6 protein-coding genes are annotated in these 7,396 nt (G+C 67.7%); 3 read left to right on the top strand and 3 right to left on the bottom strand.

What is annotated here, in order from left to right; translation table 11 throughout:
- A partial coding sequence (locus GJ693_RS12220) for a hypothetical protein (protein ID WP_156256572.1) occupies nucleotides 1–212 on the bottom strand: 212 nt, incomplete at its 3' end.
- 67 nt (nucleotides 213–279) lie between these two features.
- On the opposite strand from GJ693_RS12220, the gene GJ693_RS12225 reads away from it, so the two are divergent.
- From GJ693_RS12225 to GJ693_RS12235, 3 genes are all read left to right on the top strand, one after another.
- Entirely contained in the window at nucleotides 280–1,227 is a 948-nt protein-coding gene (locus GJ693_RS12225) for an alpha/beta hydrolase (protein ID WP_156256573.1), read from the top strand.
- A gap of 6 nt (nucleotides 1,228–1,233) precedes the next feature.
- The gene (locus tag GJ693_RS12230; protein WP_156256574.1) at nucleotides 1,234–2,355 is read left to right on the top strand and encodes an NAD(P)/FAD-dependent oxidoreductase; all 1,122 of its coding nucleotides are present in this window, start codon (nucleotides 1,234–1,236) and stop codon (nucleotides 2,353–2,355) included.
- Nucleotides 2,356–2,471: 116 nt separating this feature from the next.
- Entirely contained in the window at nucleotides 2,472–5,876 is a 3,405-nt protein-coding gene (locus tag GJ693_RS12235) for an autotransporter domain-containing protein (protein ID WP_156256575.1), read from the top strand.
- A 137-nt stretch (nucleotides 5,877–6,013) separates the two neighbouring features.
- Here GJ693_RS12235 and tgt read toward each other — a convergent pair whose 3' ends face one another.
- Both tgt and GJ693_RS12245 read right to left on the bottom strand, forming a co-directional pair.
- The gene (gene tgt / locus GJ693_RS12240) at nucleotides 6,014–7,147 is read right to left on the bottom strand and encodes a tRNA guanosine(34) transglycosylase Tgt (RefSeq protein WP_156256576.1); all 1,134 of its coding nucleotides are present in this window, start codon (nucleotides 7,145–7,147) and stop codon (nucleotides 6,014–6,016) included.
- An 11-nt stretch (nucleotides 7,148–7,158) separates the two neighbouring features.
- The coding region (locus GJ693_RS12245; protein ID WP_235902858.1) for a LysR substrate-binding domain-containing protein at nucleotides 7,159–7,396 on the bottom strand (238 nt) is incomplete at its 5' end.

The raw sequence follows: 7,396 nt of genomic DNA on the forward strand, positions 1-7,396 counted from the left end.
TCAGCCGTGCCCGACAGGCGCGCCACCCGCGCCACCCGCCACGATGGCTGGCGAAACGTCACGCTGCCATCCACCACGCCGTGGGCGCGCATGGCGCTGGCCGCTGCGCCGCCCAGTTCGGCCATGATCGCCTGGCCCTGGTGCAGGGTGGCGCCGCGCGTCACCACCACGGTGGCAGCCAGGCCGGTCAGCAGCTTGAGGGCAGGGTGCATGGCCTGAGCCTAAACGCTGCCCCAAGGCACTGGCAAGGGAGCCGAATCGCCTCTATCGCTGCGGGCCATGCCTTACCTGCCTGAAGCCGATCCCTATCTGCGCCGGCGCACCCTGCCTGCCGGCGGGGAACGGATCTTCGTGCCGATGCGCGATGGCTGGCCGGTGCGGCTGATGCACTGGGTGCGCCGCGATGCGGGCCGCGGCAATGTGCTGATGGTCACCGGCCGCGCCGATTTCGTCGAGAAATATGCCGAAACGCTGCACGATCTGGTCGATGCCGGCTGGGGGGTGTCGATCTTTGATTGGCGCGGGCAGGGCCTGTCGCGCCGGGTCGGCAAGACCCCGATGCACGGCGCATCGCCGGGCTTTGACGTGTGGATGGACGATCTTTCGGTGCTGGTCGATTGGGCCGTCGATCGCGCCGGCGGGCCTGTGGCGGCCATTGCCCATTCGATGGGTGGCCACCTGATGCTGCGCCATCTAGCGCTCGGACGGGGGGGTATCAGCCGGGCGGCCGTGCTGGCGCCGATGACCGGCCTTGCCGCTGCACCGCTCGGCCCCGCCATCGCCCGCTTCATGGCCGCGCGCATGGTGAAATGGGGCCGCGGCGGCGATTATGTGCTGGGCGGCGGCCCGTGGGAACCGGGCCAGCCGGGCAGCAAGCGCCAGTTGCTGCTGACCAGCGATGTCGAGCGCTATCGCGACGAAAGCTGGTGGATCGGCCAATATCCGGCACTGGCGCTGGGCAGCGTCACCTGGGGTTGGCTGGCCGATGCCTTTGCCAGTATCGATGCGCTGGCCGCGGCCGGGGTGCCCGAAGCCATTGCCGTGCCGGTGCTGGCGCTGATTCCGGCCAAGGACGGCCTGGTGGACAGCAACGCCACGCGCCGGCTTGTGGCGCGTATCCCGGGGGGCGAAACCATCGAATATCCCGGCGCCGGCCACGAGCTGCTGCGCGAGGCCGAGCCCTTGCGCGGCCAGGTGCTGGCGCGCATCCTGTCGTTCCTGGGCTGATCGGCCATGGATTTCGATATCGCCATCATCGGCGCCGGGATCGCCGGCGCGAGCACGGCCTGGGCCCTGCTGGAGGCCGCGCCCACCCTGCGCGTCGCCCTGATCGAGATGGAGGAACAGCCGGGCTATCACACCACCGGCAGATCGGCGGCCATGTTCATCGAAAGCTATGGCGGGCCGGGCGTGGTGCCGCTGAGCAAGGCCAGCCGTGGCTTTTTCGGCGCGCCGCCGGCCGGGTTCCAGCCGCTGCTCACGCATCGACCCAGCCTCACCATCGAAGGCCCGGCCGATCCCGGCGGGCTGGCGCGGGTGGCCGCCGAGCATGACGCCAGCGGCGTTCCCTATCAGGCGCTCGATGCCGCCGCGCTGGCGGCCACGCCCGCCGGACCGCTGCTGAAGCCCGAATGGAGCCAGCGGGCGCTGATGGAGCCCGATTGCCACGATATCGACGTCGCCGCCCTGCACCAGGGTTTCCTGCGCGGTGTCGGCGGCGCCCGGCCGACGGTTCTGACCAACGCCGAAGTGACCGGGCTGGATCGCCAGGGCGGGATCTGGCGGATTGCAACGCGCGCCGGTGAATTGACGGCCCCGCTGCTGGTCAATGCCGCCGGTGCCTGGGCCGATGGCGTGGCGGCGCTGGCCGGCGCGGCGCCGCTGGGGCTGATGCCGCTCAGGCGCACAATGGCGGTTCTGCGTATCGATCCGCCGCCGCCCGCCGATATGCCCACGGTGATGAGCAGCGACGGTCGTTTCTATTTCAAGCCCGATGGCGATCGGCTGTGGCTCTCCCCGCACGATGAGATCCCCGACGTGCCGCACGACGTGCGCCCGGACGAGATGGACCTCGCAATCGTCATCGACCGCTTCGAACAGGCGACCAATGTGCAGGTGAAACGGCTGGAATCGAGCTGGGCTGGCCTGAGGACCTTCGCGCCTGACCGGCTGCCGGTGTTCGGCTTTGATGGCGCAGTCGATGGCCTGTTCTGGTGCGCCGGGCAGGGCGGCTTTGGCATCCAGACGGCACCAGCCGCCGGCCGCCTGTGTGCCGCGCTGTTGCTGGGTGGCACGCCGCCGCTGGATCCCGCGCCTTATGCGGCCACGCGGGCCGGAATAGGCACAAATCCCTAGGCCATCCCTGTCCAAAACATACAAGACGGTTAACAAAGCGTAAGTCACACTCCCTCCCAATCAGGGTCGCAGATCAGCGGGCAACGCCTCGCGCAGGGTCCAATTGGGGGGGACTTATGATCACGCGATTTCTTGCCACGGCGGCGGCTGCCGCGCTGGCGGTCGGCCTGGCCGCGCCATCTGCAGCCAACACGCTCTATTTCCAGCAAAGCCCGAACTATGACACCGGCGGTCAGCGTCAGTTGTTCGTGTTCGGCCTCGCCGGTTCCACCGGCACGGTGACCAACGGCGCCGGTTTCTCCAGCGCCTTTACGTTGGGGGCCGAGGGCTTTGCCGTCATCGATCTCGGCACGACCTATGAACTGTCGGCCAGCACCGTTCAGAATTATGGCTTCAAGGTCCAGTCCGACGCAGCGCTTTCGGGTTATTATCTCAGCCGGCGCTCGGCCTCGACCGACATGACCTATCTGATCGACGGCGCCCGGCTTGGCACCGATCATGTCATCGCCGCCTACCAGAACATCCTGGAAGACCAGATATCTGTGCAGGCCACGGTGGACAACACCACGGTCACCTTCCGGCCGCCCGGCGGCGTGGAAAGCCAGGTGACGCTGAACGCCGGTCAGACCTACATGTACACGGCCACCAGCAATCTCACCGGCACCCGCGTGCTGTCGTCGGCGCCGGTCACGGTGTTTTCGGGCAACCGCTGCACCAACGTGCCGACCGGCATTGGCGCCTGCGATCATATCGACGAGCAGATGCCGTCGGTGGACAAATTGTCCTCCACCTATCTGTTGGCGCAAACGCCGCGCACCGGCAGCCAGGGCAATGTCTATCGCGCCGTCGCCACCCAGGATGGCACCGAGCTGCGCCAGAACGGCGCCGTGGTCGCCACACTCAACAATGGCCAATTTTACGAGGGCCGGGTTGCCGGCGGGGTGGAACTGGTCGCATCCAAGCCGATCCTGGTCGCGCAATATCTGATCGGCCAGGGCGAGGCCAATGACAACACCGATCCGGCAATGACCATCGTGCCGGGCGCGGACCAGTGGCTGAAATCCTATGTGTTCGCGCCGCCATCGGGTGCAGCCAATTTTCCGACCGATTTCGTCACCATCGTCATCCGCACAACCGACCTCGGCACACTCACGCTCGATGGCAGCGCGCCCAACACCAGTGGCTTCCAGGTGCTGGGCAGCACGCTGTTCAGCTATGGCAGCCTCGATGTCTCGCTGAAGCTGGGCGCCTTCGCCATCTCGGCCGCCAGCCCGTTCCAGCTGCTGCTGGAAGGCTTTGACAGCTACGACAGCTATTTCACCTATGGCGGCGCCGCCTTCTCGCCGGGCGCCTCGCCGCCGCCGCCCCCACCCGTCCCGCTTGATGGCGTGTTTGTCTATTGGGATGGCACCGGCCCGGCCGACAACAATATCGTCGAAGGTGGCACCGGCACCTGGACGACGTTCAGCCCCAATTTCACCGATGAGTTCGGCGTCCAGAACAGCGCCAATGCGCCGCAACCGTCCACGGTCATCTTCGGCGGCACTGGCGGCACCGTCACCGTCTCCAATGTCGATGGCCCGGTCACCGTCACCGGCATGACCTTCAATGTCGATGGCTACAATATCGTTGGCGATCAGGTCACGCTGTCTGGCGGCACGGCCGAAATGACGGTCAATGGCGCCGCCAACACCGCCACCATCGGCGCAAAACTGGTCGGCAGTTCGCAACTGGCCAAGCTGGGCAGCGGCACGCTGGTGCTGGGCAACAGCGCCAACAGCTACACCGGCGGCACACTGGTTTCAGGGGGCACGCTGCGCGGCGGCGTCGGCGCCTTCGGCACCGGCGCCATCACCAACAACGCCAATCTGGTGCTGGATGCGGCGGCCGATGCCACGCTGGACAATCTGCTGGGTGGCTCCGGCGTCACCACCAAGCTGGGTGTCGGTGTCCTCACCGTCACCCTCACCAACAGCTTCTCCGGCAACTTCGTCCTCAATGGCGGCGGCCTCAACGTGCTGGGCGGGCTGGCCTCTGCGCCAATCCTGCTCAACGCCGGCACCTTGTCGGGCAACGGCACGATTGGCGGCTTCGTCGCGGGCACGGGCACTTTCGTTTCGCCGGGGCCAGGCCTCGCCACGCTCACCAGCACCGGCGCCGGCAGCTTCCTCGCCGGCTCGACCTTCGCCGTGGACGTCAATTCCAACGGCACGTCCGACCGGCTGGCGATCAACGGCCCCGTCAATATCGCGGCCGGCACCACGCTCAGGGTGACCAAGGTCGATGCCGGCCGGCTCGTGCTGGGCACGCGCTACACGGTGCTCACCTCGGTTGACGAAGGGCCAGGCCGCACCGGCAGCTTTGCCAGCCTCACCGGTGATACAAGGGTGTCGCGCTTCATCAGCGTCGTGCAGGAACTGGACGCCAACAATGTCTATCTGGGCGTGCGGCAGACCAGCAGCTTTGCCAGCGCCGGACGCACGCCCAATCAGATCGCCGCGGGCTCGGGCGCCGACGCCGCCGGCAACGGCACGCTATACACCGCCATCGCCTATCTGCAGACCGATGCCGAAGCGCAGAATGCGCTCGACCAGATCTCGGGCGAGATCCACGCCACTGCCCGCGGCCAGACCGTGCAGGACAGCCGCTTTGTGCGCGAAGCGCTGAGCTGGCACCTGCAGTCGCCCGACGAGACCCGCAAGGGCCTGTGGATGAGCGCCTATGGCAGTTGGGGCAACACCGATGGCGACGGCAACGCCGCCAGGGTGAAACGCGACATTGGTGGCTTCTTCATGGGTTTTGATGCCCTGAAGGGCGACAATTGGGCGGTGGGCGTGCTCGCCGGCTATGGCCGTGCCACGGTCAGCGTCAACGATCGCGGCAGCCGGGCGACCACCGATGATCTCCACATTGGCGCCTATGCCGGTCTGAACAGCGGCAATCTGGTCGCCAGCGTCGGCCTTGCTCACATGTTCCGCAACCTCGACACGCGGCGCAATGTCAGCTTTGCCGGATTCTCCGACACGCTGACGGCCTCGTACCGGACCAATGTCACCCAGTTGTTCGGGGAACTGGCCTATCGCATCCCGGCCGGCAAGGTGGCGGTGGAGCCCTTTGCCCAGGCCGCCTATGTGAACGTGTCGACCAACGCGATTGCCGAAAGCGGCGGCGTGGCCAAGCTGCGCTCGGGCAAGACCAACGGCGATTTCTTCGTCTCCACGCTGGGCGCCCGGCTGAAATATGGCCTGCCGCTGGGTGACGGCTCGTTTGGCATCACCGCCGAACTGGGCTGGCGTCACCTGGGCGGCAGCAACGAGACGACGCCGATCCTGTTCAACCTGGCCGCCGGCCCGGCCTTCAGCATCGCCGGCGTGCCGTTCGGGCGCGACGTGGCAGCGATGGGCCTGATCATCTCCGGCCAGGTCGGCAAGAATGTCGAGATCGACTTCGGCTATCGCGGCCAGGCCGGTTCCGGCGTCAAGGATCACGGGGTGCGCGGCGGGCTCGTCGTGCACTTCTGAAATGGGCGGCCGGGTGCCAAACACCCGCCCGGCCGTCCGTCCGCCTCGATGTGGGCGCGGCGGGGGCGCAGTCCCGCACCGACGCACCCCAATCCACATCGGCTCGCCCCGGCCCGAAAGGTCGGGGCGCAGCCGTTTCAGCGGCGCTGGTATCGTGTCAGGAAGCGGCTGGCGAAGTCACCGAGTTGGCCGGCGCCGATCGCAGCGCGCAAGCCGGCCATCAGTTGCTGGTAGAAGCCGATATTATGCTGGGTCAGCAGCATGGCGCCCAGCATCTCGCCGGCCTTGATCAGGTGGTGGAGATAGGCGCGGCTGGTCGCCTCCGGTCCATGGCAGACCGGGCAAAGGCAGTCCGCATCCAAGGGGCGCAGGTCCTCGGCGTGGCTGGCATTCCTGAGATTGAGTGGCCCATCATGGGTGAAGGCCTGGCCGTTGCGGCCAGAGCGCGTGGGCAGCACGCAATCGAACATGTCGACGCCGCGCAGCACGGCGCCCACGATGTCATCGGGCTTGCCGACTCCCATCAGGTAGCGCGGCGCGTCCTCTGGCAGCTGATCCGTTGCATAATCCAGCACGCCAAACATCGCCGGCTGGCCTTCGCCCACCGCCAGGCCACCAATGGCATAGCCATCAAAGCCGATGGCCCTAAGAGCGCAGGCGCTTTCCGCGCGCAGCCGCTCATCCAGCCCGCCCTGCTGGATGCCGAACAGCGCGGCGCCGGCCGCATGTTCCGTGCCGGCATCGAACGCCGCCCGGCTGCGCGCTGCCCAGCGCATGCTGCGGTCCATCGCATCCTTCACCACCTCGCGCGGGGCGGGCAGGGCGACCAGCTCGTCAAACGCCATGACGATGTCGCTGCCCAGCAGGCGCTGGATTTCCATCGAGTGCTCCGGGCTCATCAGGTGGCGGCTGCCGTCGAGGTGGCTGGCGAAGGTGACGCCGTCTTCCGTCCGTTTCGTGAGTCCCGACAGGCTCATCACCTGGTAACCGCCGCTGTCTGTGAGGATCGGCCGCTCCCAGCCCATGAAGCGGTGCAGCCCGCCGAGGCGATGGATGCGCTTGGCGGTGGGCCGCAGCATCAGGTGATAGGTGTTGCCCAGGATGATGTCCGCCCCGGCCGCCCGCACCTCGCTGGCGCGCATCGCCTTCACGGTCGCCGCCGTGCCCACCGGCATGAAGGCCGGCGTGCGGATCTCGCCGCGGCGCATGGCGATGGTGCCGGCGCGCGCCTTGCCGTCGCGGGCGTGGATGCGAAACTGGAAGCGCGTCATGGCGGCGGGCCTTAGCCGGCTTTGGCCCCGGCTGCAAAGACGGCGCTGATCCAGCGGCTGACGGCGCGGATGGCGGGCAGGCGCTGCACATCGCGATGGACGGTGAGCCAAGGTGTGCGCGGCGGCGCCGGGGTGGCGGTGGGGATTTCAATGAGCCCGGCGGCCATGCGGCGCGGCAAAAGCCCGATGCCAGCCCCGGCCTGCGTGGCGGTGAGCAGCGCCCGCGTCGATCCGGTCGCCAGCCGCACC

Origin of the sequence: Sandarakinorhabdus oryzae (genome assembly GCF_009733735.1) — a bacterium.
Classification (GTDB): Bacteria; Pseudomonadota; Alphaproteobacteria; order Sphingomonadales; family Sphingomonadaceae; genus Sandarakinorhabdus; species Sandarakinorhabdus oryzae.